Annotated in this window: 24 protein-coding genes and 1 other RNA gene; 6 read left to right on the forward strand and 19 right to left on the reverse strand. The window is 30.5% G+C overall.

The genetic code is table 11. The features are described from left to right. Positions 1-8: 8 nt before the first annotated feature. The 4 genes from FVE77_RS02160 to argS all read right to left on the reverse strand — a co-directional run bounded on the left by FVE77_RS02160 (position 9) and on the right by argS (position 3,796). Entirely contained in the window at positions 9-506 is a 498-nt protein-coding gene (locus FVE77_RS02160; protein ID WP_036087420.1) for a septal ring lytic transglycosylase RlpA family protein, read from the reverse strand. Positions 507-643: 137 nt separating this feature from the next. Then, positions 644-1,498, reverse strand: a complete 855-nt coding sequence (locus tag FVE77_RS02165; RefSeq protein WP_026745339.1) for a polysaccharide deacetylase family protein — start codon at positions 1,496-1,498, stop codon at positions 644-646. 14 nt (positions 1,499-1,512) lie between these two features. After that, on the reverse strand, positions 1,513-1,797 hold the full coding sequence (locus tag FVE77_RS02170; RefSeq protein ID WP_006805817.1) for a hypothetical protein: 285 nt from the start codon (positions 1,795-1,797) through the stop codon (positions 1,513-1,515). 274 nt (positions 1,798-2,071) lie between these two features. Next, complete coding sequence (gene argS / locus FVE77_RS02175; protein ID WP_026745340.1) at positions 2,072-3,796, reverse strand: arginine--tRNA ligase; 1,725 nt, start codon at positions 3,794-3,796, stop codon at positions 2,072-2,074. Positions 3,797-4,153: 357 nt separating this feature from the next. Here argS and FVE77_RS02180 point away from each other — a divergent pair, with 357 nt between their 5' ends. Beyond that, positions 4,154-6,601: an autotransporter outer membrane beta-barrel domain-containing protein gene (locus FVE77_RS02180; RefSeq protein WP_051254445.1), complete on the forward strand. Its 2,448-nt coding sequence runs from the start codon at positions 4,154-4,156 to the stop codon at positions 6,599-6,601. Positions 6,602-6,824: 223 nt separating this feature from the next. On the opposite strand, the gene FVE77_RS02185 is transcribed toward FVE77_RS02180, so the two are convergent. The 15 genes from FVE77_RS02185 to FVE77_RS02250 all read right to left on the reverse strand — a co-directional run bounded on the left by FVE77_RS02185 (position 6,825) and on the right by FVE77_RS02250 (position 19,180). Further along, positions 6,825-7,424, reverse strand: coding sequence for a histidine phosphatase family protein (locus FVE77_RS02185; RefSeq protein ID WP_026745341.1), 600 nt, complete (start codon positions 7,422-7,424; stop codon positions 6,825-6,827). 46 nt (positions 7,425-7,470) lie between these two features. Then, positions 7,471-8,238 (reverse strand): adenosylcobinamide-GDP ribazoletransferase, encoded by a 768-nt coding sequence (gene cobS / locus FVE77_RS02190; RefSeq protein WP_026745342.1) that lies wholly within the window; start codon positions 8,236-8,238, stop codon positions 7,471-7,473. A 276-nt stretch (positions 8,239-8,514) separates the two neighbouring features. Next, positions 8,515-9,717: an argininosuccinate synthase gene (locus tag FVE77_RS02195; RefSeq protein ID WP_026745343.1), complete on the reverse strand. Its 1,203-nt coding sequence runs from the start codon at positions 9,715-9,717 to the stop codon at positions 8,515-8,517. Between the two features lie 17 nt (positions 9,718-9,734). Beyond that, entirely contained in the window at positions 9,735-10,289 is a 555-nt protein-coding gene (locus FVE77_RS02200) for a peptidylprolyl isomerase (RefSeq protein ID WP_051254449.1), read from the reverse strand. Between the two features lie 276 nt (positions 10,290-10,565). Then, positions 10,566-10,934, reverse strand: a complete 369-nt coding sequence (locus tag FVE77_RS02205) for a TIGR02328 family protein (RefSeq protein ID WP_026745345.1) — start codon at positions 10,932-10,934, stop codon at positions 10,566-10,568. Continuing rightward, a complete protein-coding gene (locus tag FVE77_RS02210; RefSeq protein WP_036087422.1) occupies positions 10,918-11,313 on the reverse strand; it encodes a YbgA family protein in 396 nt (131 codons plus the stop codon). The genes FVE77_RS02205 and FVE77_RS02210 overlap by 17 nt, the downstream gene beginning before the upstream one ends. Positions 11,314-11,666: 353 nt before the next feature. Continuing rightward, a complete protein-coding gene (locus tag FVE77_RS02215) occupies positions 11,667-12,074 on the reverse strand; it encodes a hypothetical protein (RefSeq protein WP_026745347.1) in 408 nt (135 codons plus the stop codon). A 217-nt stretch (positions 12,075-12,291) separates the two neighbouring features. After that, positions 12,292-12,468 carry a hypothetical protein gene (locus FVE77_RS12590; RefSeq protein ID WP_026745348.1) on the reverse strand — a complete coding sequence of 59 codons (177 nt, stop codon included), beginning with the start codon at positions 12,466-12,468 and terminating at the stop codon, positions 12,292-12,294. 95 nt (positions 12,469-12,563) lie between these two features. Then, the gene (locus FVE77_RS02220; protein WP_026745349.1) at positions 12,564-14,009 is read right to left on the reverse strand and encodes a TrkH family potassium uptake protein; all 1,446 of its coding nucleotides are present in this window, start codon (positions 14,007-14,009) and stop codon (positions 12,564-12,566) included. A gap of 9 nt (positions 14,010-14,018) precedes the next feature. Further along, entirely contained in the window at positions 14,019-15,377 is a 1,359-nt protein-coding gene (gene trkA / locus FVE77_RS02225; protein WP_026745350.1) for a Trk system potassium transporter TrkA, read from the reverse strand. A 26-nt stretch (positions 15,378-15,403) separates the two neighbouring features. After that, complete coding sequence (gene hemB / locus FVE77_RS02230; protein ID WP_026745351.1) at positions 15,404-16,372, reverse strand: porphobilinogen synthase; 969 nt, start codon at positions 16,370-16,372, stop codon at positions 15,404-15,406. A gap of 47 nt (positions 16,373-16,419) precedes the next feature. Next, a complete protein-coding gene (locus tag FVE77_RS02235; protein ID WP_026745352.1) occupies positions 16,420-16,890 on the reverse strand; it encodes a precorrin-2 dehydrogenase/sirohydrochlorin ferrochelatase family protein in 471 nt (156 codons plus the stop codon). Between the two features lie 389 nt (positions 16,891-17,279). Further along, on the reverse strand, positions 17,280-17,657 hold the full coding sequence (locus FVE77_RS02240; RefSeq protein ID WP_026745353.1) for a hypothetical protein: 378 nt from the start codon (positions 17,655-17,657) through the stop codon (positions 17,280-17,282). A 572-nt stretch (positions 17,658-18,229) separates the two neighbouring features. Beyond that, a non-coding RNA gene (gene ssrS / locus FVE77_RS02245) (6S RNA) lies at positions 18,230-18,432 on the reverse strand. A 70-nt stretch (positions 18,433-18,502) separates the two neighbouring features. Further along, positions 18,503-19,180: a Crp/Fnr family transcriptional regulator gene (locus FVE77_RS02250; RefSeq protein WP_026745354.1), complete on the reverse strand. Its 678-nt coding sequence runs from the start codon at positions 19,178-19,180 to the stop codon at positions 18,503-18,505. Positions 19,181-19,366: 186 nt separating this feature from the next. Between FVE77_RS02250 and dnaX the strand changes: the two genes are divergently transcribed. From dnaX to FVE77_RS02275, 5 genes are all read left to right on the forward strand, one after another. After that, on the forward strand, positions 19,367-20,917 hold the full coding sequence (gene dnaX / locus FVE77_RS02255) for a DNA polymerase III subunit gamma/tau (protein ID WP_026745355.1): 1,551 nt from the start codon (positions 19,367-19,369) through the stop codon (positions 20,915-20,917). Between the two features lie 50 nt (positions 20,918-20,967). After that, positions 20,968-21,420 carry a 50S ribosomal protein L9 gene (gene rplI / locus FVE77_RS02260; protein ID WP_036087426.1) on the forward strand — a complete coding sequence of 151 codons (453 nt, stop codon included), beginning with the start codon at positions 20,968-20,970 and terminating at the stop codon, positions 21,418-21,420. Positions 21,421-21,624: 204 nt separating this feature from the next. Next, the gene (gene dnaB, locus FVE77_RS02265) at positions 21,625-23,061 is read left to right on the forward strand and encodes a replicative DNA helicase (RefSeq protein ID WP_026745357.1); all 1,437 of its coding nucleotides are present in this window, start codon (positions 21,625-21,627) and stop codon (positions 23,059-23,061) included. A gap of 43 nt (positions 23,062-23,104) precedes the next feature. Further along, positions 23,105-24,373: a peptidase U32 family protein gene (locus FVE77_RS02270; protein ID WP_026745358.1), complete on the forward strand. Its 1,269-nt coding sequence runs from the start codon at positions 23,105-23,107 to the stop codon at positions 24,371-24,373. 244 nt (positions 24,374-24,617) lie between these two features. Next, positions 24,618-25,298: a response regulator transcription factor gene (locus FVE77_RS02275; RefSeq protein ID WP_006805100.1), complete on the forward strand. Its 681-nt coding sequence runs from the start codon at positions 24,618-24,620 to the stop codon at positions 25,296-25,298.

The raw sequence follows: 25,298 nt of genomic DNA on the forward strand, positions 1-25,298 counted from the left end.
CTAAACAATTATTTTAAAGAATTTAAAACTTCAAGTTTTACTTTCGTAAGTCCTTTTCCAGGATTTTCTATTTTTGAAAAAGCTCCATAACTCAAGTCAATTACACGTCCTTTAGTAAAAGGACCTCTATCGTTAATTTTTACAACTACTTCTTTTCCGTTGCTCAAGTTTGTTACTTTTACTTTTGTACCAAATGGAAGCGATCTATGTGCCGCTACCATTTCATGTCTGTTATGTCTTTCTCCACTAGCTGTTCTGCTTCCATGTAATCCTTTACTATAGTATGAAGCAGTTCCAGTTTGTGAATGTTTAGAACTTCCTGAATTTGAAGTTTTTTCTTTTGTAGAAGTTTTGTTTGATTTTACAGCATATAAATCAGCACTATTATCAACAGCTTTTATCATTTCGTTTTTTATGTAGATTATATTATTGTTATCAGTATTTATTTCTGCAGCTAATGATAGTGATACTGCTAAACCTGCAAACAAAGTAACTATTTTTTTCATTATTTTTCTCCTTAAATAAAATTTTTATAACATCAAGTTGTTATAGTGTTTAACATTTAAAAGGATTAATTTTAAAGTTTAAACAACTTCTACATTATATCATATTTTTAATGTTTAATTACTTATTTTTTACTTAGTTATTTCAGTTCAGGCTGCTTAACATGTTGAATTTTTGGACTATTTACATCTAGTGTTTCAAATGTATATCCAGCTTTTCTATATCCGTCAATAATTCTTTGTAAAGCTTGGACTGTTGTTTTTTTGGCATTTGTATCGTGCATTAGGACATTAATATCAGGGTGAGTTGTGCAGACGCCGTATTTAACCAGTTTTTCCACAGGTACATTATTTCCGGAAGCGTCAGTAGAATCACAGTTCCAGTCAAAATACACATATCCTTCTTTTGTCATTCTGTTAATTATAGCCGTTTTTAAAGCCTTAGATGCTATCGCATTGCTTGAACCGCCTGGAAATCTTGTGATTTTTACATCTAATCCTGTTGTCGATTTTACAGCATCTCTTATTTTATAAAGATCTTTAAAGAAACTTTCCTCGTTTGCATAAACTTCTTTATATATGTGTGAATAGGTATGCAACCCAAGCGCATGCCCATGATCAATTATTTTTTTATAGTCGTTATAATTTTTTCCGATTCCAATTACAAAAAATGTCGCTTTTATATTATTCTTTTTCAAAATTTCAAGAATTTGATCAGTGTGTCCTGAAGGCCCGTCATCAAAAGTCAAGTATACAGTCTTAATTTTTTTGTCAGCCTTCAGTTGTTCATATTGTGCCTTTACTTCTGCATTTTTTTTAGTAAGTGCCGCAAGCTCCTCAGTTTTCTTGTTCTTATCGGCAGTCAATTTTTTTATGTTTGATTTTAGGTTATGCTGTTCTATAAATTTTGCAGTTGTTCCAAAGATATGGAAACCTGAATATAAAAATCCTGCTATAGCAAGTGTTAAACCGATAATTGATAATATTTTTTTCATTCATCTACTCCTTCTTATTTATATTTATTTACTAGCGCTTCAACTTTTTTATAGCTTTCTTCACTATGTTTTACACGTCCGTTAAGTACTTCGACTTCTTTTTCAAGTGTCTGCCTGTTTTCTTTTAAAACAGGGATTTCCTTTTCAAATTTTTCCTTTTTTCCAATTAATACGAAATGTGAAAGCAGGACAAGAAGTATTGAAAAAATAAGTAAAATAAACGCGATTTTTCCTAATCCTTTTCCACTTTCATCATGATCATTTCTGTAATCATAAAGAAATTGTTGTTGTTTTGCCATTTTTCTCCTCTTTTCTATATTTAATTTTTTAATTTAATAAATCAGTTGATTATTATGCTGAAATCCTTAGATGTATAAAAAGTAAAAAGCCCTCTTAAAAAAGAGGGCCATAAAAGGGGGGGTTAATTGAGGTTTCAGATCTTTTAATCGATCTGAATATAGTATACACCATAATCATTAAATCCCAATTAAATCAAAATTGTTTTTTGATTAATTTATTTCTCTTTTTTAGTAAAAGTTACATTATTTATGTTTTTTAACTAAAATTCTAAATTTACATTCTATCTACAGTCTTAATTCCAAGAAGGCTAAGACCTTCTTTTAAAACAAATGCAGTTTTTTTCGCCAGTAAAATTCGTGCATCCATGACTTTTTTATTTTCTTCCTTCAAAATAGAACTTGAATTATAGAAATTATTAAATAATTTTGCCATATCAAATAAGTAGTCAGCTATTATGTTTGGACGATAACTTTCATAGGATTTTACTACTGCCTGTGGGAATCTTAAAAGCTCTGCAGCTAATTCTCGTTCAATGCCAGTCATATCATCTAAAATAATGTTTTCATTTTCTACATCAATATTTTCTTCCTTCAATTTTCTAAAAATTGACATAATCCGAACATAAGTATATTGCAGATAAGGACCTGTATTTCCTTCAAAACTAAGAACCTTGTCCCAAGTAAATGTTATATCAGAAGTTCTGTTTTGGCTTAAATCAAAATATTTTATAGCTCCGCTTCCGACAATTTCAGCAATATTTTCTTTCTCATCTTCAGGAATATTCGGATTTTTTTCATCAATTACCTTTTTAACTTGAGTTTTCGCCTCATCCAGTAAATCAACAAGTCTTATTATATTCCCACTTCTAGAAGAAAAAATCATCCCATCTCCAAATCTCATAATTCCAAATACAACATGAGTCTTTTTGTAATTATAAGGTTCTCCCAGCATTTCTCCAATTTCAAAAACCTGCTTAAAGTGATTTTGCTGCCTGTCATCAGTCAGATAAACTGCCTCATCCACATTTAGATTATTTTTTCTAAATTTCATTGTAGCCAGGTCAGAAGTTGTATACAGGAAGCTTCCATCTTTTTTCTGTACAATTGCAGGCGGCAGCTTGTCATTTTCAAAAAATACGACCAATGCTCCCTGATCTTCACGTGCAATGCCTTTTTCCTTTAATTCTTCTAATACAGATGGCATCATATCATTGTAAAATGATTCGCCGTAGTAGTAATCAAAGTTTACATCAAGCCTGTCGTAAATTTTATTGTATTCCTTTAGCGAAATATCTATAAATTCCTTCCACAGTTTTTGATTATCTTCATCTCCAAGCTGTAATTTTTTCAGTTCTTCACGAGCCTCATCCTCCAAAGCAGGATTTTTTTTAGCTTCATCAGAAAACTGCACATAAATTCTTTCAAGTTCACCAATCGGATCTTCTTCATAAGCCTTTTTGTTCAGCCAATTTTTATAAGCTACAATAAGTTTTCCAAACTGTGTTCCCCAATCACCTATATGATTGTCAGCAAGTGTATGAAATCCTAAAAATTGTAAAATTCTTTTTATAGAGTCCCCAATAATCGTACTTCTCAAATGTCCAATGTGCATTCTTTTAGCAATATTGGGAGAAGAATAATCAATAATAACAGTTTTATCTGTATTTAAGAAGGAAAAATCATATTTCTCATTTTCCACTTTTTTTATCTCTTCATTTAAAAAGCTATTTTTCAAATAAATATTAATAAACCCTGGTCCTGCAATTTCCAACTTTTCAATAATATCATTTTCTTTAAAATTATCTACAAGTGTACTTGCAATTTCTCGTGGATTTTTACCAATTAATTTTGAACTGACCATCGCAAAATTTGTCTGAAAATCCCCAAATTCTTTTTTCGTGGAATTTTGAATATCGACTTTTTCTGTATAATCAGCACTAAAAATATTATTTATATTTTCTGAAAACAATTTTTTTAATTTTATTGTCAGCAATTCCATTATTTAAACATTTCATCCTTTCCTTTCATAAATTTACGTTAATTAAGGGATAACGCATAATCCTTTTATTAAAAAATATTTACTTGAATATTATATAACAAATTTAATAAAATTTGAAGTGCTTATTTATTATTTATTTGGCTAAATAAAAAATTTTAAATTTTTTAATTAATGATGCCTTTTTCTCATTTGACAGCTGTTTATTAATGCTATTCAAATATAAACTATGGAATATATGTCAGCTTTTTTAACATGTTTTATTAAAACAAAAATTGACAAAAAAAATAAAAAATGTTAAAATACTATAAATTATATATGTATATTTAATATGTAAAAAAAAACAAACAGGGAGAGAGCATGTTATTTAAAGAAACAGAAAGATTTTTAAAAAGAATTTTAAAGAAAAAATACAAATACACAAAAATGTTGCTAATAACATTTTTAATGACAGGCGGACTGGGAACGGCAGCGCCAATAACCCCAAATGCAAATGGAGAATACATTGTAAATTCAGGTACAGGAGATGGAGAAATTTTAAATTTTTCTAATTCATACAATTCACATGGAGCATTTAGAATTAGTGAGGGTAAAAAATTTACTTTGAAAGGATATGGAGATATTGATGCGACAACGCAAGCACCTTTGTTTACACCTAGAACTGCAATAACAGTCACAAATTCAAATACAGAATTTGAGGCAACAGGTACAGGTGTAGGCGGGGATTCTGTTGAAATATCTATTCTTCCGTCAAAAGAAGCAATTTTGTATACAGTAACAGATCCAATTACTGGTGTAAGTTCTAGTGCTATAAATCAAAAAGTAACTTTAAAAGATGTGTTTATATGGGCACCAAGAAATTCGACAGAATCTACTGTGAAAGTTGAAGCAAAAAATGGAAAGAGCATAAAAAATGCAGAACTTAATTTAATTGGCAGCAATGGTTTTAAATCACAAATTCATTCAAATAATAGTGGCTGGGTAGTTGAAGTTGAAGCTGATGAAACAAATGGAGTTTATTCAGAACTAACAGTTAATGGAATAGATGATGGCACTGAAGGCGATGGAGGAACGCAAATATTAGGTTTAATGACAAAACATGGAAAATCTGTTTTAAATGTAAATTTAATAGATGGAGCATACTGGGGATTAAGTAAAAATAATTCACTTTCTGAACAAAGAGCAACACTTAATTCGTTAAATATAGGTAATAAGTCCTTTATATCATTTGATGAAGATAATGTTACAGAAAGTGACGGAGTAACTTCAATTTATTATATAAAATTAACATCTGATGGAATTAATAATGATGGAACTCTTAATAACAGTGGACTTATTCAACTAAAAAATGATTCCAGTAAAGATAAACTTATTATAGAAGGAAATTATCACGGAAATAACGCTACAATTGAAATGAATACTATTTGGAATGCTCCAGGGGATGAAAATGGAGCAAATTCAGAATCAGATTTAGTTTACATTACGGGAAATGCTACAGGTACAACAAAGGTAGTACCAGTTTATATTGATGACACTCCAGAAGAAAATCAATTTGATAATTATATTCCAGGAAATGTACAACAATTATCACAACGTATAAACAGTGTACCGGTTGTAAAAGTGGCTGGAAATTCTACACCAACTACATTTACTGGAACAGCAAGAACGGCTGGAGCGGCAGAGGCTCAACTTGCGAGCAGACAAGTTAATGGTATTTGGGAATACTACTGGACTATTGCACCTCTTGGAAGTTCTGGAGCCACTGCTGGAGTGATTGGTGGAGCTGGAAGTACTGGAAGTTCAAGTTCGAGCCGTCCAATTTACATTATGGCACAGCCAGTATCGGCTTATGTATTAATGCCAAAAATAAATATGGAAATGGGTTATTCTTCTGCTGGAACTTTATATGAAAGAAGAGGAGAAAACCAAATATTAGATTTAGAAAAGATGTCAGCTGATAAAGGACAGTTATGGACAAGAATTTACGGTAGTGGTGTGAGCGAAAAAGGTAAGGAAAGATTTGAATACGAAAGTAATCTTTATGGAGTGCAGCTGGGGCATGACTTTAAAATAAATAAGGATAAAAATGGGCATAATCATTTATTAGGTGGCTATATTTCATATAATAGGGCAAGTGCAGATTTTTTTGACAGATACCGTACTGAAAATGGAAGAATTTCTGATGATAAATATACAGGTAAAGGAAAAGCGGAAAGTATTTCATTAGGTATTACAAAAACAAAATATACAGAAAACGGCTCATATTATGATTTAGTAGGACAAATTTCATATTTACAAAATAAATATAAATCAAGAGATGACTTTAATGCAAAACAAAGAGGATATGGATTATTATTTTCAGGAGAAGCTGGAAAATCATTTGGAATTGGAAAAACTGGGACATGGGCAATTCAGCCACAAGCACAGTTAATATATCAGTACTTGAACACAAAGTCGTTTAATGATGGATTGAGAAAAGTCAGTCAGGATAATAGAAATGGATTACGTGGAAGAACAGGAATCAAACTTTCTTATAATGGAAATTCAGATGAGGGGCGAATAAATACATATTATGCTGTAGCAAATGTTTGGCATGATTTTACAAAATATGAAAATAAATACGCAAACATAGGTTCTGACAAAGCAACTGAAAAACTTGGTACAACTTGGGGAGAAATAGGGTTAGGAGCACAAGCACCATTAGGACAAAAAAGCAATTTATACATCGACACAAGATATGAACAGTCGTTTGGTAATTCAAGACGTTCTGGATTTAGAGGAACAATTGGATTTAAACATACTTTTTAATAAAAAAATTTAGTTGATTTAAAATAACTTATGTGATATGATTATTCCATAAAACTAATTAACATTTGGAGATAAAAAAAGAGAGTGGTGCAACACTCTCTTTTCCTTTTACAGGAATTTTTCAATTAAGTATCTCAATACTTCCAGTAAAATTAGTAAAAGAATTTTGATAGTTTCTTTTGCTCTCATCTTTATTCAGATTCTAACATTTTGAGTTAATATTTTATTTATTAATATAATTAAAATAAATAAATCCATCATTCATAACAGTCATCTTTGTAATGCTCCCATTATCCAGCCTGAATTGCCAGTAGCCATCAAGATTATTGAATAAATAATAACTGATTAAGGATTGAATAACACCAGCATGAGCGACAACAAGGATTTTTTTATTTTTACATTCATTCTTTATTTTATTAATTTTTGCGACACTTCGTTTTTGCAAATCAGAAAGGCTTTCTCCACCTTCTGCCTTAAAATTTCTCCAGTTATTTTTCATTTCATTTACATAATGTGGAAACTGGTTTTCAATCTCTTTGTAAGTTTTTCCTTCAAGTATCCCAAAATTCAGTTCTCTCAGGTTTTCAGAAAAATGCTGTTTTATATTTTTGTCAATTTCCAAAATTTCCAGACTTTCTCGGCATCGTTTTAAGTCGCTTGAAAATATTATATCAATTTTTTCGTTCATTTTTTCAAGTTTTTTTTTCGTATTTTTTAACTGGTTTATTCCCGTTTCATTCAAACTAGGGTTCAAATGCCCATAATATAAATGTTTTTTGTTACAGTCTGTTTCCCCGTGCCTTATAAATAAAATTTCTGTCATTTGGCTTTTCCTTTCTTTTTTACTATTCTTATTTATTCTATTTTATTTATCGTAAAATAATTCCTAAAAATAAAACTAAAATCGAAGTCAGCTCAAGAGAAGCTCCCATTGTGTCACCAGTTATCCCTCCAATTTTTTTCCGTACGTTCAGCATAAACAGAATTATAAATAAAAGTGCAACAAATACAGTAACAGTACCTTTTGAGCCAATTATAAAAAATACTAGGATATTGGTTAAAACAAGTGAAAAGATTACTTCAAAAATTCCATTTTCAGAAATTATGGCGTTACTCATTCCAGATTTTCTGGCGTAATCTGTAAGTCCAGCGTTTGTAGAGGTTGACAATCTTGCAATGATTGGAAAAATTATTAAATATTTAGGATTTATTGCTATAATTTCAGAGATAAGGGCTATTTTTGCAATAAAATATAAAATTAAAACTACAGCTCCATTTGTTCCAATTCTAGAATCTTTCATAATTTCCAGCATTCTTTCTTTCTTCGCATAACTGAAAAGTCCGTCAAAAGTATCGCCAAGCCCATCAATATGAATTATTCCAACAGTCATAATTTCGACAATTATTAAAAGTATGGCAATTATTGTCTTGCTGTAAAGAATGTTTTTTAAATAAGTTGCAATTAAAAAGTGTGTACAATATAGGATTAATCCGATAATTAATCCAACTAAAGGAAAGAATTTGATTGATTTTCCCAGCTTTTTTTCGCTATAATCTACTTTTATCGGAATAGGAATACGAGTCATAAATTGGATTAAAATAATAAATTGTTCAAAAAAATTTTTTATGTATTTCATAAATTTTCTCCATTTTTGTTTTTAAATTTTTTATATTTTATCATTTTTATTGAAAAAAATCACGTTATTTTGATACTTTATATTATTTTCGCTATTTAAACAGGATATGGTATGAAATGAGAACGACAGGTTAAGCTATATCCGCTATTTTTACATATTTTTATTCCAAATTTTAAGTAAATTGGTTATAATTTCAAATACTTATAGCTTTTAGGCAGGTATAATAAAAAAGGATTCCCAAAATTATTTTAATTTCAGGAATTCCTTATTTTAATTTTATTTATGTTTTTTATAAGCTCTGATTCTGTTTGGAAGTGAGAATAATTTTATAAATCCTTCTGCGTCTTTGTGACTGTAAAGTTCACTTGCACCAAATGAAGAGATTTCTTCATCATACAATGCAAAATCAGTAAATCTTCCAGCAATTTTTATACTTCCTTTGTATAATTTCAGTTTTATTGTACCATTTACATTTTTTGAAGTTTCATCTACAAATGCGTCAAGTCCTTCACGAAGGGGTGTAAACCATTGTCCTGAATAAGCTATGCTTGCATATTTTTGAGAAACAAGTTTTTTAAATTCAAAAGTATCTTTATCAAAAATTAAAGTTTCAAGCTCTTTTAGTGCTTCCATTAACAATGTTCCGCCTGGTGTTTCATAAATTCCTCTTGATTTCATTCCAACCAATCTATTTTCAACAATGTCAATAACACCAACACCATTTTCTCCAGCAATTTTATTTAATTTTCTTAATAATTCCACTGGCTCCAATGCTTCGCCGTCAACTTTTACTGGCCAACCTTGTTCAAATGTAATATCTACGTATGTTGGCTTGTCTGGTGCTTTTTCAGGTGGAGTTGTCATCATATAGACAATATCTTCCTTATGCTCATTTTCAAGCCCTTCAATATCTCCGCCTTCGTGTGAAATATGCCATAGATTTTGATCTCTTGAGTAAATTTTTTCTTTTGTTACAGTTATTTTTATATCATTTTTTTGTGCATAGTCAATTGCATCTTCTCTTGAAGAAATGTCCCAAAGTCTCCAAGGTGCAAGAATTTTTAATGTTGGATCTAATGAAAATACGCCAGTTTCAAATCTAACCTGATCATTTCCTTTTCCAGTACATCCGTGACAAATATACGTCGCTCCTTCTTTGTGGGCAACATCCACCAATGCTTTAGAAATTAATGGTCTTGCAAATGAAGTTCCCAATAAATATTTATTTTCATAAACTGCCCCTGCTCTTAAAGCACGGAAAGCATAATCTTTTACAAATTCTTCTTTTTTATCTTCTACATAAACTTTAGAAGCACCTGATTCAATGGCTTTAACTTTTACAGCTTCCATATCTTCATCTTGTCCAACATCAACACAGCACGCAATCACTTCTAAATCATAATTTTCTTTTAGCCAAGGTATGATAATCGATGTATCAAGTCCACCTGAATATGCTAAAACTACTTTTTCTTTTGCCATTTTTTTGTTCCCTTCAATTAAAATTTATTTGGAAAATTTTGTTTTAATGTTTTATTCCAGCTGTCAACACGAGTTTTTTGAGTTTTTAAGAAAGCATCAACATCTCCCTCAACTACAACTTTTGTCATTACATCTCCATTAGATAATTTTTTTACAACAGCTAAATCAGCATCCGACACAACTTCTCCAAAAATTGTATGATTACCATTTAACCATTCTGTTGGTACAGTTGTAATGAAAAACTGACTTCCATTTGTTCCTGGTCCAGCATTTGCCATAGCTAGTTTACCAGCTTTAGAAAAATTCAGTCCATTATTAACTTCGTCTTCAAATTGGTATCCTGGTCCTCCTGCTCCTGTTCCAGTTGGATCTCCTCCTTGTGCCATAAAGTTGTCAATAACCCTATGGAATTTTAATCCATCATAATATCCTTTTTTTGCTAAGTTTACAAAATTAGCAACAGTTACAGGCGATTTATCAGGTAATAAATTAATATTAACATCACCTTTTGCAGTAATAATCTTTACTTTCATTTTATACTCTTTACTGTATGATTGCACAGCAACAGTCATCATCATTAAAATTGATAACATCAGTAATGATACTCTTTTAATCATACATCTCCTTTCATTTCAATATATATTTTATGTTTTAAAGAAAGATTAGCTTTAAATCTAGCTTTAAAAATCTAAATACATTTTATCATATTGTAGAGGATTTTTGAATAAGATTTTAAAATAATTCTCTTTTCACAGCTATTTTTATTATTTAAAAATTATTACATGAATCATTAGCTTGTGTCTCCCCTGCAGGACAATGAGTTGTAGCAGTTAAAACAATCAAAACTTTTATAGTTCTAATTTAATCCCTTTTTTTTGCAAATTTTCGATACACTCAACTAAATATTCATTATCATGTTCTTTGTAAATTGGGCTATCTATATTTTTTTCTTCAAGATTATTATAATTTTCTGCTTTCTTTCCCCTATAATTCTTATCTCTCCATTCTTTAGAAACTTTATACCCTCTTTTTTCCATTTCATCCATAACCAATGAATGATAAATAAATAAATAATATGGAGAATATAAAAATACATAGTCTACTGTTTTGTGTTTCTTTTTCCATCCATTTCCCCTAAGCGCACAACATTCTCTATGTTGACCAAGAAGCTGGTTTTTAGGTAATAGATGAATAATTTGTTCATGCCATAGTCTCATTGTTTTCTCCTGTTAATAAAGTAGATTCTTGTAAATATTTATTTGGATATTTCTTTAGTAAAGTATTGATATATTCAATTAGCGATTTCTGATTACTTCTTCCTCCCATGTATTCTTCCAATATGTTAAATAATCCTTGTTTTTCGATCTTCGTTGCCTTTTTTTTGAAATATCCCCATAAATGAAGAATTGCATTACTAAAATCTTTTTTACTTTCTTTCATATCCCTTACTTTTTGTATTCTTTCATTAATAAATACAATATCAATTTCTTTTTCTTTCAAATAATTTCTTATTTCCAAGTACACTTTATGCGATTTGCTTAACACATAATATTTATTTTTTGCCCATAGCTCTTCGCATTCTTTTTTTTTATTCATGTGGTTCACATCAGCCCTTCTTTAAAGATATTCAAATCATATATGAACATTAACTTCATCTATGTTCTCCTTTCAATTTTTCGTTAGTTAATTTTTTTAATAGCTGTTTTTTTTATGTTTGCGAGTATTAAAAATTTAATCTAATCTTCATGCATTTGTTATGAAAATAATTTATTAAGTATATTCCAACCCATTTAAAAATGAACTACTAAAAATTATGGTAAATTTAGGGTTTGAGTAAAATAGTCATAGCTTTTGAGTTTGATTTTAAAGAAGTTTTGCTACAAAATCTAACCTCAAAAATTATAAAAACGGCAATTTAATAAAACTGCCGTCCTAAATTTATTTATAAATTATTTACCATCAAATACTGTTGGATAAGCTTTATCATTATTAAATGCCCAAGAACCATTGTAATAGTAGCTGTTGTCATTTGAATTATAAACTAGGTTTTTACCTGCTTTTAAATGCATGTATTTGTATTTTTTCAAATATTTTTCAGTTTTTTCAACATTTTGAATTAACACGCCAACTTTTACATTTTCATAAGTTTCTCCATCAAATACACATTTTTCAAAATCTACATCAACTCTGTAGTCTTTATCGTTTATCTTTTTAAATTCTCCATAAGAACCAGGTTTGTTACAGTATGAATCCTTTTCCAGTTTTGCTGTCTTCTCATGAACTTTTTTCACATCGTTCCCTCCAGCCGCAAATAATGTCATTGAAATTGCAAATACTGCCAATATACTTTTTTTCATAATAAATTTCCTCCTTGGTTTTATTTCCATTATAATTTGTTTATAATAGTATATCATATTTTCTTTGATTTTTCTATTTTTTTTAAGCTAAAAATGAGGACAATCATTAAATTGAAAAAGTAAACATCGCTTTTGTGACTGTTTTGTCAAAATTTATTTAGCTATGTCCCAAAACAAAAAAAGAAGCAGAATCCCCAAAATCCTGCTTCCACACACATTAATCAACTCGATTCCCATATTTATCCTTGCAGTAATAAATTCCATCAGCTCTTTTATAACATCTTCTACCTTCTTCTCTTCTGGACTTCTCTACCCTATCCCAGTAACTCTTGCTAAACAGTTCACAACTTACCGTAGACATCGCAAGTATCAAAATTAAAAGTAATTTTTTCATAAAATCCACTCCTATACAATATTTTATTTATTTATAATTTTCAAATTTCAATCGGTTGTTTTGTTTTTTTGATTATAGTTTTATTATATCATAAATTATTTTAATTTCCATGTTGTTGGGGAAAATAGTATTAACATTGGGAAAATTTCCAGCCTTCCTGCCAGCATTCCAAAACTTAGGATTACTTTTGAAAAATTATTCAGTTCAGCAAAGCTGAATGCTGGACCTACTTTTCCTAGTCCGGGGCCGATATTGTTAAATGTGGCTGCAACAGCGCTGAATGCTGTCATAAAATCATCCGCTGAATAGGAAATTATTAGTAAAATTCCTCCAAAAACAAGAGCATATACTAGAAAATATACTGCGATGCTTTTTTGCATTTTCACATTTACTGCCTTATCATCATATTTTACTGAAACTACACGATTTGGGCTTATCATTTGGACTATTTCTGCAAAGTAGATTTTTACCATTAACACTACTCTTGATATTTTCAGTCCCCCAGCCGTAGAGCCTGCACATGCACCAAAAAACATTAGGATCAGCAAGATAACTTGTGAAAATAACGGCCATTTTCCGAAGTCGGCTGTGGAATATCCCGTTGTTGTAATAACCGAGGAAACAGAGAAGAATACATCTCTTATGCACTTCCAGATTGAGCCGTATGTTTGATATATATTAAAAACTATTAATGCGATTGCTCCAAAAACTATTAACAAATAATATTTTAATTCTTCATTTTTAAATACATCTTTTACTTTTCCAATTAAAATAAAATAATAAATATTGAAGTTTACTCCAAAAACTAGCATTCCAATTCCTAAAACAATTTCAATATAAGGGTTGTTATACGGTAAAATGCTCCCATTTCTTACTCCGAAACCACCTGTTCCAGCCGTACCAAATGCAAGAAGCGAAGATTCAAACAAGTCCAGCCCTCCAAACATTAATAAAATTATTACAGCAATTGTCATCACAATATAAATTTTATAAAGCATTCTGGCTGTTGTTGATAATTTGGACACCAGCTTTCCAAATGTCGGACCTGGAACTTCTGCCTTCATTACGTGAACTGAAGTGGCAGAACTGGGAAAAATTGCAAGTGCCAGAACTAGCACTCCCATTCCTCCGACAAAATGAGTAAAACTTCGCCAGAATAAATTGGAATGGCTAATTTTACTAAGATCAGTTATTATACTTGAACCAGTCGTCGTAAAACCGCTCACAATTTCAAAAAAAGCATCTACAAACGACGGTATTTCCTTTGTGAATACAAACGGCAATGCTCCAAACATAGACATTAAAATCCACGAAAGCGAAACAATTATATAGCCTTCTCTTCCCTGAATCCGCTCATCTTTAGGAAGCTTTGCTGAAAGCAGAAAGCCAGTTGCCAGAAGAAGAAGTATTACAGAGCCGTAAGCAATTTTATATTTTGCGCTTTCATTGTACAAAAAACTTATAATTAGAGGTAAAACCATTAATCCAGCTTCAAGTATAAGTATTTTTCCAATTATGTAACCTATCATTTTTTTATTCATTTTTACTCCTTAAACTCGCTCAAGTATATCGTCAAAATCTTCTATTGAAGGAATTGTCGAAACTATCATCACGCTGTCATTACTTTTTATCATATCATTTCCACCTGGAAAAATCATTTTTCCATTTCTCAATATGCTTGCAACCAATGTTCCTTTTTTTATTTTCAAGTCTTTTAAAGGAATATCAATAGCGGCGCTATTTTCATTAATTTCAAAAGTAATAAGTTCCACTTTATTTTCAAGTCTGTATAATAAACTCATTGTAGAACTTCGCATATCGGTTCTTGATCTTACAACACTTATTATCATATCAGAAATAACTTTTTTAGGTACGACTGTTGAAGTCCCTGTGCTGCTTTCCAATATTGGAAGCAATAAAGTCCTGTTCATTTTTGTAATCAATTTGGCATCTGTTATAGAATTTGCAAACATTGAAATAACTGCATTTTCCTCATCGCTGTCAGTAATGATTACAACAGCATCATAATTTTTTATACCTTCCTGAATCAAAAATTCCTGATCTGCTTCATTTCCCCGTATTACAATGGCTTTTGAATATGCCTCGCTCAGTTTTTCAGCACGTTCTTTATCGTTTTCAATAACCTTGACTTTATTTTTATTTTCCAGCAGCTTTCTAATCAGATAATGAGAAATTGTTCCGCCTCCAATAACTATTGTTGACTTTATTTTTAAATTGCTTTGCTCAATTTTATCGTAAAATTTACGTACTGCGTCAATAGATCCGGCAATATAAATAATATCGCCTTCAAGAATTTTAAAATCTCCACTTGGTATAAATATTTCGTCACCTCTTTTAACAGTACAGATTATTATCTTGTCCTGCGAATCAAATTCCAGATATTTTAACTGCGTTCCGTTCAAAAAGCTATGCTTTTCGACTCTTATTGAAATAAAATTTGCTTTCTGCCCAAAAAAATTCTCCACACTTAATGCTACTGGAAACATCAGTTTATTGGCAATATTTTTCGCTGATTCAAATTCAGGGTTTAACATGAGTGAAATTCCCAAATTTTCTCTTACAAACTGCATATTAGAACTGTACTCAGGATTTCTTACCCTTGCTATTGTAAATTTTGCTCCTATTTTTTTTGCAATAATTGAGGAAATTATATTTAACTCATCGGACTCTGTCGCCGCAATAAAAATATCGGCACTGTCTGCGCCAGCTTCCAGCAGCGTTTCGTATGAAGCCCCATTTCCAACCATTCCCGTTATATCATAAATTTCCATAAGCTTATTTAGTACTTTTTCCTCTTTTTCAATTAAGATTACGTCGTTTCCCACCTCTGACAGTTCGCTGCAAAGTGATTCCCCAACGACACCAGCTCCTGCTATAACTATTTTCATACTTTATACTCTCTCTTTTTTATTTTTTATTTTTCCAAATATTTTGCAATTTCCTTTGCGTAATATGTAATAATGGCATTTGCTCCAGCTCTTTTCATCGCATACATCTGCTCCATTACTATTTTCATTTCGTCAATCCAGCCATTTTGAGCCGCGGCCTTTACCATCGAATATTCTCCAGAAACACTATAAGCCACAATTGGCACTTCAAAAGCATCACTTACTTTTTTTATTATATCAAGATACGCCATCGCAGGCTTTACGATTATAATGTCTGCTCCCTGCCGCAAGTCTTCATTGACTTCATCTATTGAATCCTTTGAATATTGAAAGTTCATTTGATAAGACTTTCTATCTCCAAACTGAGGCGCTGAATCTGCAGCATCTCTAAAAGGTCCATAAAATGCTGATGAATATTTTACTGAATATGCCATTATCGGAATATTTTCAAAATTATTTTTAGCCAGGACTTCAGCAATTTTTTCCACACGTCCGTCCATCATGTCTGAAGGTGCCATAATATCTGCTCCTGCTTTTGCATACGAAAGTGCTGTTTTTGCAAGAACTTCCAAAGTTTCATCATTTTTTACGTAGCCATTTTCATCGAGTATTCCACAATGTCCGTGACTCGTGTACTCACAGCAGCAAATATCACAGATTACAAGAAAATTATCATAATTTTCCTTTATAAATCTGACTGCATTCTGAACAACCCCATTCTCGTTATATGCTTCTGTAGCGCAAGCATCCTTGTTTTTAGGAATTCCAAATAGCAAAATCGAATTTATCCCCAATTTTAACAGCTCATCGAGTTCTTCCGAAAGCCTGTCAATAGAATATCTAAAGATTCCTGGCATTGAAGGAATTTCACTTTTGATATTTTCTCCTTCCTCAATAAAAATTGGATAAATCAAGTCCTCCTTTGCAACATACACATCTTTTACAAGGTTTCTTATTACTTCATTTTTTCGTAACTTTCTATGTCTTTTAAACATTTTTGCTTCACCTTTTTTCATTTTATTATTTCTAAAATTTAAAATATTTATTTTTCTATTTTATCAAGAACTTTTTGAATTTCACTTTTCATGGCACGTGAACGCTTGCAGTTTTTCCCGCTTGTAGAAATTGCAATTTGAAACTCACTATTTTTCACAATTCCTCCAAACATTGCATTCATCTTGATTTTTGAAGATACATTGTTAATAAGCATTCCATTGGAATCACAAACATTTGCTATATTTTCATTTAATTCCTCGTTGTCTGTAGCTGCAATTACCAAAAAATATCCTTTTACAAGCTTTTCAATCTTGGCTTTATCATTTTCAATTTTTTGGTTATTTTCAATCTTAACATTTTCCAGCTTCAACAATTTCTCTTCCACAACATTTTCAGTTACGACTGTAATATCAGCTCCATATTCTAAAATTTTCTCAATTTTCTTAGCGGCAACTTTTCCTCCTCCAATTACTAGAATTTTCTTATTTTCCAAATTTATAAACAATGGAAACCACATTTTAATACTCCTTTCACTTTTTATTTTCTGACAATAGAATACCACATAATAAATATAAAAACAAGGTATTTACAGAATAATATTTTTTCATTGTAATACTAAGCCCCATAAAAAAAATAGAAGCAAAATTCAATAATAATTAATTTGATAACCTTGTTAAAAAAATCAAATTTAATTCTTAAGCATGTATCTTAAAAATTTTTATAATTTTATTTCTATTTCTTAAATGGGGCTTGGTATAACATTACAGTAAAAAAGCAGTTTACAGTTAAACTCAAAAATTTAATTTACAGAGTTAGCCTAAAAAGTTTCTACTGCAAAAAATATTTATTTAAAGTCTTGGACTTGTTTAGTTTTAGCGACTGGAATTTGAAACATCCTGAATATGTTTATAAAACAACATCTTTAACCTTTGCAATTCCTAAAAGGCTGTCAATCAGCTGTTCAAAAATAAAATTTCGTTTTTTTTCATCATTGTACAGGATTAGAAAGAAAAGGTCGGAATAAAATTCTTTTTTTATTCCATTAATGAAATAGCTCCCGCATCTTATATTTTTTCTATTTTTTACAACTAAAATTCTATCTTTATCGTTTTTTCGTTCTGAAAAGTAAATTCCGAATTTTAAGTTTTCAAGCTGAATTTTTTCAATGTTTTCATCCTTAATTTCATTTTCCCTGAATAGGAAATTTTTCTGCATCTGCTGATTTAAGCTTCCAATATTTTCCATATCAGTAAAGCAGATGTAGTCTTTAAAATCATCTTTCATAATTAATCTCTCCTTTTATTATTTAATAATTTATCAATTTATTTATAATAAAACATAGTTTAACAGTGATAATGCTATCATTTAAATTCTAATTTCATTAAAAAAATAAATTGATGTTAGAATTGTAGCATAATATTAAAATATTTTTTAGAGTCAATTTTATTATTTTTGAAATATATTCAAAGTAGCTAAAACAGATGTTTTATTTTTATATTTAACATTAAAATAATATTAATATAGTTGATTTTTTGAATAGTTAAAATATGATATAGAACTTTAATTAAAAGGTTTTTGTTGTATTTGAAGGCGTATAAAAATAATAGGATTTTGGAAGTAAAAATTAACTAATTTTAATAATGAAAAAAACATTAAAATAAATATGAAAAATAGATGAAATGTTATAAATAAAAAATAGCCGTATTTAACTAAATCAGTAAATTTCTTAAATATTTTAGGCTATAAGGTATTACGGAACATTGTTAATGTTTGATTAAAGAGATTAGAGCAGATAAGCATAAAATTTAGTTTTAATTGAAAAGTATTTTGGTTTTTCAAAGTAAATTTATAAAATAAAAAAATCCGGTCTACCGTTCTAACTTGATTTTTGGTTGCCTGTAAAATGTTACAGGTGGTAGTCATATTTATAAACTGTACAGAATCCGTACAAAACGTAGCGCAGTCGTGATTTTCCTGAGACAGAATATAAAGGGATAACCCCATTAAAATAGAGTAAAGCCCAAAAATACGGTGTTAGTGGCGTATAGACCAGAAATATTGATTTTTATGATTTAATTGTTTTATTGACCTTTATTACGTATTTATTATAACCGTTATCTAAAAAAATGTCAAATATTCTTTTCAATAAGATTAGTGGAATTTATTAGGTAAATGCCATTTTCTCCCTTTGTTAGGATATTTCTTTTGCATAAATTGGAAATTTCCCTTGATAATGCGGGGCGGGTTACTTCAAAACGTTTTGCCAGTGCCGAAATACTGGGAAGAAATTTGATTTTGCCGTTTTCGGAATTTTCCTTTATATAGCTGAGTATTTTTTCTTCAATTGTTTTATGAGTGAAGTTGAACCATATTCTTTTTGAGAGATGCTGGCTTCTGTTGGAAATCTCGTTTATAAAATTAAGCAGAAGCCTTTTGTCTGTTTGAATCAGATTCAGATATTTTTCTTTGCTGAAAAATAGGAATTTGGAGTTTTCAAGAGTTACGAGGTCAACTGGAAAAATATTGTCTTTTCCGAATAGAAAAGCTGACGCCAGCACTTCTCCAGATTTCATCTGATTAATAATGATTGTATCTCCGTTAAATTTCTGCATTTCTCCATGTGCCGTTCCCCCAATAATAATTATTACTTTCTTCAGTGCATCTCCACGAAAGAACACGGTTTCATTTTTTTTATAGTTTTTTATTTCAAAATCAGTTTTTGTCAGGCAATTTGCAATTTCTTCGGAATTTAATCCTTTAAATAGTGAAACTTTTGTTAAAAAAAGTGATAAATCTTCTATTTTCATTTCTAACCTTCTATCTATCTATTGTTTTTATGGTAAAATACTTTGTTTTTAAAATATTTTGATTATGGTTTATATTATCATTTTTGTTTTTTGATTTCAAGAAAAAATTTTTGACTTTTTCCAGCAGTTCACAAATCATTTTAAAAATGCTATAATATCAGATAGCAATAAAAAAGGGTGAGAACATTGAATATTACTTTATATAGAAAATATCGGCCTCAGAACTTTGATGAAATTGCAGGGCAGGAATTTGTGTTAAGGGCAATAAAAAATTCTTTGAGGGAAAATAAACTTTCGCATGCGTACTTGTTTACAGGGCCACGTGGAGTTGGGAAAACAACTATCGCAAGGCTTATTGCAAAAGGTGTAAACTGCCTGAATAGTGAAGATGTGACAGATAATCCTTGTGGAGAGTGTGAAAACTGCCGTGAAATTTCTCAAGGGATTTCTATGGATATGATTGAAATTGATGCGGCTTCTAATCGTGGGATTGATGAAATTAGGGAACTGAAGGAAAAAATAAATTATCAGCCTGTTAAAGGAAGAAAAAAAATATATATAATTGATGAAGTCCACATGCTTACAAAAGAGGCTTTTAATGCGCTTTTGAAGACGCTAGAGGAACCTCCTTCACATGTTATATTTATTCTTGCGACTACCGAGATTGACAAGATTCCAGATACAGTTATTTCCAGGTGTCAGCGATATGATTTTTTGCCAATTGATAAGGAAGATATAAAAAAATTGTTAAAAAATGTGGCTGAAAAGGAAAATATTAAGATTGACGATGCAAGTCTTGATTTGATTTACCGAAAGTCTGAAGGAAGTGCAAGGGACAGTTTTTCCATATTTGAGCAAGTTGTGTCAAACTTCAACAATGAAGAAATTGATATTACAAAGACGCAGAATGCTTTGGGAGTTGTGCCTGACGTTATTCTGGAAGAATTTTTAAACCTGGTAAAAGAAGGCGATAAAGAAAAATTAGTTGATTTTATTGATAAAATCTGGGAAGACGGACTTATTATCGAAACTTTTTTAAAGGATTTTTCGTATTATTTAAAAGAGCAGTTTAGGAAAAAAACGGATTTATCAGTAAATTTTCTGCTGGATACGATAAGTGCGATTTTTTTTACCTTGAATGAATTTAAGTATGAAGAGGATAAAAGGCTGCTTGGCTATGTGCTTATCCACGAGCTTTACAAAAAGAAGAAGAAAAATTCCCAAAGTGCAAATTCTAGCGAAAGCATGCCTGCTTTTAATAAAAACGATATGAAAGATATGTCAAACAGCATTTATGAAAAAGTATTAAGCCAAGTTATGAAAAATGCTAATATTGTGAATCAGAAGGCTGGCTCTATGGGAATTTCCGAACCTGTAAATATGGAAAAAACTGTAAAAGATTATGATATTTCAATTTTTACTGAAAATTGGAAAAAAGTTTTGGCTGGAATAAAAAAGGTAAGCGTTATGCTGGGGGCACTAGCGATAGAAAGCAGCCCAGATAGAGTGGAAAATGGAGTTTTGTATATAAAATTCCCCAAAAATCAAAAATTTCACAGCGAACAAGTTTTACTGCCCGAGAAAAAGCCGAAAATTGAAGCAGTTATTAATCAGATTTGTAATTCAGATATTATGATACAAACTTTTCTCGAAAGTGAAGATTCACAAAATGAAGAGGATAAATTTTTGCAGAATGCAGTCAAGTTCTTTGATGGAGAGATTTTGGAAAAAAAATAATGTTAAAATATTGAACAAAAAAATTTAAACAAAGAAAGGAATGATTAAATATGAAAATTAAAGTAATTTTGAAGGAAACAATAAAAGGTGTCGGAAAAAAAGATGAAATTGTGGAAGTAAAAGATGGATATGCAAATAACTTTTTATTAAATAAAAATAAGGCAATACTCGCAACTCCTGAGAATGTTAATAAATTGAAGGCAAAAAATGAAAAAATTCAAAAAAATCATGATAGAGATGTGAAAAACGCAAATGAACTAAAAGAATTCTTGGCTGACAAAGAAATTGTTCTAAAAGTGAAGGCTGGAGAAAATAATAAAGTGTTTGGTTCAATTGGGGCAAAGGAAATTGTAGAGGCATTGAAGGAGCAGTTAAATGTTGAAATTGATAAAAAGAAAGTTTCTGCTAATTCAAAAGTTAAGGAAATTGGAGTGCATAACGTAGAATTAAAACTTCACTCTGAAGTTAAAGCAAATTTAAAAGTTAGAGTTGAAGCGAAATAACTTAAATTATATTCAAACTTAGTAAAATCAGAATAGAAGAAATTCGTTTGGTAAATATATGATTATAAAAAAATATTGACAAAAGGGGGGGCTTGCCCCCTTATAAAAATAAAAAACAGTAAATTATCAAGCACATTTATAATATTATAGCTTCTAGTTTTGATTTTTAAATGGGAATTTTATAGAAAGTGAGAAATTTTAAAAATGGGATTGTATGATTTAGAAGAAGAAGAAAACAGTAAGCCGTTTAGTATTGAAGCTGAAGAGGCTTTGCTTGGATCTATCTTTATAAATCCTAATGTTATTGGAGATGTTGTCGATATTGTAACATCTGAGGACTTTTACAAAAATAATTATAAGCTGATTTTCTCAGAAATGGTAAAGGCTTATAATATTGGGAAAATAATTGATGTGCTTTTAATTATTGAATCGCTGAAAAAGCAGGAAATGATGGATGAAGTTGGGGGCGAGGACATTATTTACGATTTGACGGAAGTTGTGCCGACTGCTGCAAATGCGATGAACTACGCTCAAATTGTAAAAGATAAATCTATACAGCGGCAATTAATAGGCATTGGGGAAGAGATCGTCAAAATGGCTGTGCGTGGTTACGAAGATGTCGATAAAATGCTAGATAAATCAGAGAGCATGATTTTTAAAATTGCTGAATCTAAGCAGAAAAAGGACATTGTCCCTTTATTTGAGCTTGTTCAAGGCAAAGTTACACAAATGGACAATTATAGTGAGAGCAAAGGCAAGATAACTGGTATTTCTTCGGGATTTGATAGATATGACAGCATAACCAGCGGGTTTCATGGCTCTGACTTATTAATTCTTGCGGCACGTCCTGCCATGGGGAAAACAGCTTTTGCCTTAAATTTGGCTATAAATGTTGCACGACAGGGAAAAGGAGTACTTATATACAGTTTGGAAATGGGAAATGAGCAATTGTTTGACAGGCTTGTAGCGAGTGAGGCAAAAATACGGCTAAAAGCTCTAAAAGACAGCACGATGACACCAGAAGAACTTGTAAATCTGGGAAGCGGATTAGGTCGGCTTTCTGAAATGCCAATTTATATTTCAGATTCCTCAAGTGTGACAATGTTGGAAATAAAGGCCACTGCACGGCGATTAAAATCCGAAGGGAAATTAGACTTTATGTTAATTGACTACTTGCAGTTAATTAATCCATCTGAAAATTCAAGAAAAAGCAGGGAACAGGAAATATCTGAAATTTCACGTTCATTAAAAATATTGGCAAAAGAGCTGAATATCCCAATTGTAACACTTTCACAGCTATCACGTGGAGTAGAGCAGAGAGTGGATAAAAGACCAATTTTGTCAGATTTGCGGGAATCAGGGGCAATCGAGCAGGATGCAGATATGGTAATGTTTTTATATCGTGATAAATACTATCATAAAGACACTGCTCCTGAAGTAGACAACATGAATGTTCCGTCAAAATATCTAAGTGCATCACAGGAAGTCCCAAAAGATAATGAAAATGAACTTGAAAAAGTGGAACTAATAATTGGTAAACATAGAAGCGGGCCGACTGGAACTATAGAATTAGGATTTAGACCAAGCTATCAACAGTTTGTAAACGTTGTAGACGATGAATTTGTACCGCCTGCTGAATAATAAAAATAAAGAAAAAGAAAAATTAAGGAGAGAAAATAAAAAAATGGAAACAAAAAAAAGAGTAGAATTATTGGCACCAGCTGGAAATATGGAAAAGTTAAAAACAGCTTTTCATTTTGGAGCTGATGCCTGTTTTGTTGGAGGAAGCGCTTTCAACTTGAGAGGAATGTCTTCAAACTTTAAAAATAAAGAATTAAAGGAAGCCGTGGACTATGTTCACAGTTTAGGTAAAAAAATATATGTTACACTAAATATTTTTGCACATAATACAGAGATCGAATATATGCCAAGATTTATAAAAAAACTTGATGAATTTGGCGTGGATGCGGTAATTGTGGCTGATCTAGGAGTTTTCCAGATGGTTAGGCAGCATGCTCCGAATATGAAAATTCATGTAAGTACTCAAGCAAATAATACAAACTGGATGAGTGTAAAAACTTGGAAGGATATGGGAGCAAAAAGAGTTATTTTAGCTAGAGAAATGTCGTTAAAAGAAATAAAAACTATTCGTGAAAAAGTACCTGATGTGGAAATTGAAGTATTTATTCATGGAGCAATGTGTATGGCTTATTCAGGAAGATGCCTATTAAGCAACTACTTTACAAACCGTGATGCAAACCGTGGAATCTGTGCACAGGATTGCCGTTGGAATTATAAGGTAATTGCGGAAGGGCATGAGGAAACTGGGGCTCACGATATTGTAGAAAATGAAGAAGGGACATATATGTTTAACGCTAAAGATTTATGTTCCATCGAGTTTATTGACAAAGTTCTTGAAACTGGTGTGGATTCATTAAAAATTGAAGGAAGAATGAAAAGTATCTACTACAATTCAACAGTAGTAAAACAATATAAAAGAGCATTGGATAATTATTATTCAGGAAATTACAAATATGATCCAGACTGGCTGAAGGAACTTAAAACAATCAGCCATAGACAATATTCAAATGGATTTTATTTAGGACCGACTTCTGAAAAGGATCAAAATTATGAAACAGGACTTTCTTATAGCCAAACATATAGACTTGTTGCAAATGTACTTGAAAAAGTTGATACAAATAAATATAAAATTCAGATAAGAAATAAAGTTTATGCAACTGAAACTTTGGAATTGGTACGTCCAATTGGAGATGCTGTTAAATTCAAAGTAGAAAACTTTTTAAACACAAAAAATAACGAATTTCAAGAATATGTAAATCCAAATACAATCGCTATTATTGAGACTGATGTGGAAATGGGACCGATGGATTTAATTAGAATTAAACTGCCTGAAGGACAGTCTGACAGTGATATGGACACTGCTGAATTTTAATAAATATAAACTTTAATTTAACAATAATTTTAACTAAAAAAAAGGGTAATATTCAGAACACCATATTTTTTAATGATAACTAAACTATATGTTCACTAAAAATTATAATAAAAAAAAGATAAAATACTATACAAATCAAAAAAAATAGGTTATAATTATCTATATATTTAGAAACTTTTTATTTTTTTAAATGAGAAGATTGAAAATTATAAATTTAAAAACAAAAATAGAATTGGAGATAATTATGAGAGAAAAAATATTAGTAATTGAAGATGATCCTAAAATTTCGAGATTACTTGAAATCGAATTAAAATTTGAAGGGTTTGATGTATTTTTTGCATACGATGGTAAAGAAGGTCTAAATATGGCAAAATATGGTTCGTATGACATCATCTTGCTAGATGTTATGCTTCCTAAGATGAGTGGAATGGAAGTATGTAAAAGGATAAGGGAAACTTCACAAGTACCTATCATTATGCTTACTGCAAAAGATGAAATTAGTGACAAAGTAGTTGGATTTGACTATGGAGCAGATGACTACATGACAAAACCATTCTCAAATGAAGAATTGCTTGCGAGAATAAAAGCTCTTCTTAGAAGAACTAAAAAATCTGTTGTTCATAAAGGAATATTTGAATTTGAAGATTTGACAATTAACTATTCAACTTATGAAGTGTTCAGAGAATACGGAAAAAATCTAATTCAACTTTCAAAAAGAGAATTTGAATTACTTGATTTTTTAGTGTTAAATAAAGGTATTGTTCTATCAAGAGATAAAATCTTGGAAGAAGTTTGGGGATTTGATTATATCGGAAATGATAATATTCTTGATTTGTATATTAAATATTTAAGAGATAAAATTGACAGACCTTATGAGAGAAAATTTATTCAGACTGTAAGAGGAATTGGATTTATTTTTAAATAA

Origin of the sequence: Leptotrichia hofstadii (genome assembly GCF_007990525.1) — a bacterium.
Taxonomy (GTDB): Bacteria; Fusobacteriota; Fusobacteriia; order Fusobacteriales; family Leptotrichiaceae; genus Leptotrichia; species Leptotrichia hofstadii.

Excerpts from the sequence above, each read along its gene's own strand:
- FVE77_RS02210 (WP_036087422.1), bottom strand. The coding sequence starts at position 11,313 with ATGAATAAAAAAAAAGAATGCGAAGAGCTATGGGCAAAAAATAAATAT.
- trkA (WP_026745350.1), bottom strand. The coding sequence starts at position 15,377 with ATGAAAATAGTTATAGCAGGAGCTGGTGTCGTTGGGGAATCACTTTGC.
- argS (WP_026745340.1), bottom strand. The coding sequence starts at position 3,796 with ATGGAATTGCTGACAATAAAATTAAAAAAATTGTTTTCAGAAAATATA.
- FVE77_RS02275 (WP_006805100.1), top strand. The coding sequence starts at position 24,618 with ATGAGAGAAAAAATATTAGTAATTGAAGATGATCCTAAAATTTCGAGA.
- FVE77_RS02185 (WP_026745341.1), bottom strand. The coding sequence starts at position 7,424 with ATGACAGAAATTTTATTTATAAGGCACGGGGAAACAGACTGTAACAAA.
- FVE77_RS12590 (WP_026745348.1), bottom strand. The coding sequence starts at position 12,468 with ATGAAAAAATTACTTTTAATTTTGATACTTGCGATGTCTACGGTAAGT.
- FVE77_RS02220 (WP_026745349.1), bottom strand. The coding sequence starts at position 14,009 with ATGAATAAAAAAATGATAGGTTACATAATTGGAAAAATACTTATACTT.
- FVE77_RS02215 (WP_026745347.1), bottom strand. The coding sequence starts at position 12,074 with ATGAAAAAAAGTATATTGGCAGTATTTGCAATTTCAATGACATTATTT.
- FVE77_RS02235 (WP_026745352.1), bottom strand. The coding sequence starts at position 16,890 with ATGTGGTTTCCATTGTTTATAAATTTGGAAAATAAGAAAATTCTAGTA.
- cobS (WP_026745342.1), bottom strand. The coding sequence starts at position 8,238 with ATGAAATACATAAAAAATTTTTTTGAACAATTTATTATTTTAATCCAA.
- hemB (WP_026745351.1), bottom strand. The coding sequence starts at position 16,372 with ATGTTTAAAAGACATAGAAAGTTACGAAAAAATGAAGTAATAAGAAAC.
- FVE77_RS02240 (WP_026745353.1), bottom strand. The coding sequence starts at position 17,657 with ATGAAAGATGATTTTAAAGACTACATCTGCTTTACTGATATGGAAAAT.
- rplI (WP_036087426.1), top strand. The coding sequence starts at position 20,968 with ATGAAAATTAAAGTAATTTTGAAGGAAACAATAAAAGGTGTCGGAAAA.
- FVE77_RS02200 (WP_051254449.1), bottom strand. The coding sequence starts at position 10,289 with ATGACTGTTGCTGTGCAATCATACAGTAAAGAGTATAAAATGAAAGTA.
- dnaB (WP_026745357.1), top strand. The coding sequence starts at position 21,625 with ATGGGATTGTATGATTTAGAAGAAGAAGAAAACAGTAAGCCGTTTAGT.
- FVE77_RS02160 (WP_036087420.1), bottom strand. The coding sequence starts at position 506 with ATGAAAAAAATAGTTACTTTGTTTGCAGGTTTAGCAGTATCACTATCA.
- FVE77_RS02270 (WP_026745358.1), top strand. The coding sequence starts at position 23,105 with ATGGAAACAAAAAAAAGAGTAGAATTATTGGCACCAGCTGGAAATATG.
- FVE77_RS02180 (WP_051254445.1), top strand. The coding sequence starts at position 4,154 with ATGTTATTTAAAGAAACAGAAAGATTTTTAAAAAGAATTTTAAAGAAA.
- FVE77_RS02165 (WP_026745339.1), bottom strand. The coding sequence starts at position 1,498 with ATGAAAAAAATATTATCAATTATCGGTTTAACACTTGCTATAGCAGGA.
- FVE77_RS02170 (WP_006805817.1), bottom strand. The coding sequence starts at position 1,797 with ATGGCAAAACAACAACAATTTCTTTATGATTACAGAAATGATCATGAT.
- FVE77_RS02250 (WP_026745354.1), bottom strand. The coding sequence starts at position 19,180 with ATGAAAATAGAAGATTTATCACTTTTTTTAACAAAAGTTTCACTATTT.
- FVE77_RS02195 (WP_026745343.1), bottom strand. The coding sequence starts at position 9,717 with ATGGCAAAAGAAAAAGTAGTTTTAGCATATTCAGGTGGACTTGATACA.
- FVE77_RS02205 (WP_026745345.1), bottom strand. The coding sequence starts at position 10,934 with ATGAGACTATGGCATGAACAAATTATTCATCTATTACCTAAAAACCAG.